Consider the following 2,531-nt stretch of genomic DNA (forward strand, 5'->3'; position numbering starts at 1 on the left):
ATGCGCCGTGGTGAGCTGTGTGCCTTGCACTGGCAGGATTACAAGCCGGCGATTCCGGCACTCAAGATCCAGATGTCGAAGAACGGCAGTTCGCGGGTGGTACCGTTGTCACCGCGTGCAGTCGAACTGCCCCCGTGAGCGTCGCTTCGAAGGGGATGAGCTGCAACGTATCCTCGATGAAACCGACTCCGAAATTTTGCAGGCCATTCTGCAACTGGCGATAGAAACCGGCATGCGCCGTGGTGAGCTGTGTGCCTTGCACTGGCAGGATTACAAGCCGGCGATTCCGGCACTCAAGATCCAGATGTCGAAGAACGGCAGTTCGCGGGTGGTACCGTTGTCACCGCGTGCAGTCGAACTGCTCGAAGCCTTGCCGCGTAGTGGAGAGCTGATTTTTGATGTCGAACCAGACTCGATCACCCGCGCTTTCCGCCGTGCTTGCGACCGTCTTGGCATTGAAGATTTGCGCTTTCACGACACGCGGCACGAAGCCACCAGTCAGCTTTTCGAGGACGGACTGGAAGTGATGGAAGTGGCCAGCATTACCGGGCACAAGACGCTGAGCATGTTGATGCGCTACACCCACCTACGCGCAGGTACCTTGGCCGGCAAGCTCGCGCGAGCCAGACCTCGTTGATATAGCGGCAGGACAGAAAGAAGAAGCCCACCGGCTTGCCGGTGGGCTTCTTCTTTTATTGCACGGCTCAGAGCCGAGCTTGCTGGCGTAACCAGCGCTCGATCTGCTCGCGGTGCCAGTACAGCCGACGGCCGATCTTGAAAGATGGCGGGATCACTTGGTCAGCGAGGTAGCTGTCTAGTGTGCGCCGTGAAATTTTAAGGATGGCTAACATGTCTTCTGCGGTGAGCAGGGTTTCGAACAGATCCGACTTGCTGGCAGGGATGGGGCTGGCTGTGGTGCATGGTATGTTCATCGAGGTTCTCCTGTTATTGGTGAACCTCGTATAGCGGTGCGTTTTATCCTTTGGGGATGAGGTGTGCCTAAGCGGCGTGGTGTTTACCTTCCTCAGCCATAGACGTATCGGTCACGCGCGGAGGGGACAACGTGAAGATTCAGCATGCAAACCGCAGCAAGCTGCAAGGCGCGTCGCATGCTGGTCTGGATTTCGAACCATGTGCTTTCACCATTGAGCATGCCTTTCAGAACCATTTTACCCTCTGCGCGCAGGTACCAAAGCCGGGCGTCGCGTGGCAGAGGGATGCGGTGGTGAGCATTGTGATAGTGCAAATTCAGCGTCCATTTTTCGCCCACCGGATCGCTGCTGACAGCAGATGTGTTGTTGTTGAGAAAAATATGATCAAGCTTGCGTGCCATATGATTGCTTCCAAAACGGAAATTGTGACACAAAAGATGCTGACTTAAAAGCGGATGACTTAAAAGATGCTATCGGTGATCCTGTGCCGATGCCAAATCCCATTGCTGAGTGTGTCGACGAAAAACCGTGTACATCGCTCAAGATACTTGCTGAAAATATGCGTGGACTACGTGCTCGTTTAGGCTGGAGTCAAGAAGAGCTGGCTTTTCACGCGGGGCTGCACCGTACATTCATTGCGCATGTGGAGCGTGAACGCCGGAACCTTTCTCTTGCGAACATCGAGAAGATTGCGGACGCGCTGGGTATCCCGGTTTGGGAAATTCTGCGGCCACAATCGCTGTCGGCAGCAGAAAATAATATGTAAAAATCGGGCAGGCAAGCTGCCCGATTAAAAATAATGCATGATTTCCTGATGTGGATGATACGTATCTGACTGCCAGGCCAGAGCGTATTTCCGTCTGTATCGTCGTCAAACGATACGTCCTGGGTCGACTTTTGCGCCAACAAAAGCCGTACTCGATACTGCCATGTGATGCCGCCAAGCATCTGTACTGCAACTTGCTTCCTGGCGTCTTTTGACTTCCCTTTTCAGGAAAAAAACAAACGGCTTCGGCCACATCGCCAGTTTGTTCGTGAAAAAACAACACCTACTCAACACCGCTCCCAGTCTGATACATCGCTTTTATCGACGATTACGTTACGACAGCTTGGTGCCAGCCAAGCCACGCTCAGACCTTCCCGCGTTAGACCATTTCTACTGCGTACAAGTACGCCACTGTCTCATCGATATCTCTAGTCTTGAAGACTTTCACAGGTGTTGCCCGTCGATTTCGGTCGTGCGATGTTCCATAGCCACTGACTTACTCAAGATATGATTTCCAACTGTGGGCCCGATGCGACTGCAGCGCATCGATGGCTTACTAGCACTCTGCACAGCTTCCCTAGTGGAAGCCGTTACACGCTTAAGCTATCCAGCGATCCCAGCAGCTTGCGCTCTTGGGTACCACCGCATCTGAATTTCTTCTCTGCGGCTCACCACCTTGCGATGGTGCGTGCAGCCTACGTGTGCAGCACCGGTTGTACGATTACTCGCACCCCCGGGACGGGACTAAAACCCGCTTTCGAACATGGCCAGGATCGATCTTCATTACTGAAGCGTCCGTGTCCGCGTCGCCCAACATACTTCCACCTTAACGA

The 2,531-nt window shown here is 53.9% G+C and carries 4 protein-coding genes; 2 read left to right on the forward strand and 2 right to left on the reverse strand.

The window, feature by feature from the left end:
* The first annotated feature begins 115 nt into the window (after positions 1–115).
* On the forward strand, positions 116–637 hold the full coding sequence (locus EGI20_RS17460) for a site-specific integrase (RefSeq protein ID WP_498632986.1): 522 nt from the start codon (positions 116–118) through the stop codon (positions 635–637).
* A gap of 67 nt (positions 638–704) precedes the next feature.
* On the opposite strand, the gene EGI20_RS17465 is transcribed toward EGI20_RS17460, so the two are convergent.
* Complete coding sequence (locus EGI20_RS17465; protein ID WP_498632987.1) at positions 705–932, reverse strand: helix-turn-helix transcriptional regulator; 228 nt, start codon at positions 930–932, stop codon at positions 705–707.
* Positions 933–1,024: 92 nt separating this feature from the next.
* Positions 1,025–1,333: a hypothetical protein gene (locus EGI20_RS17470; RefSeq protein WP_498632989.1), complete on the reverse strand. Its 309-nt coding sequence runs from the start codon at positions 1,331–1,333 to the stop codon at positions 1,025–1,027.
* Between EGI20_RS17470 and EGI20_RS17475 the strand changes: the two genes are divergently transcribed.
* Positions 1,327–1,698 carry a helix-turn-helix domain-containing protein gene (locus EGI20_RS17475; protein WP_498632990.1) on the forward strand — a complete coding sequence of 124 codons (372 nt, stop codon included), beginning with the start codon at positions 1,327–1,329 and terminating at the stop codon, positions 1,696–1,698. The genes EGI20_RS17470 and EGI20_RS17475 overlap by 7 nt on opposite strands.
* Positions 1,699–2,531: the final 833 nt, after the last annotated feature.

The sequence above is a fragment of the Aquitalea sp. S1-19 genome (genome assembly GCF_024343515.1).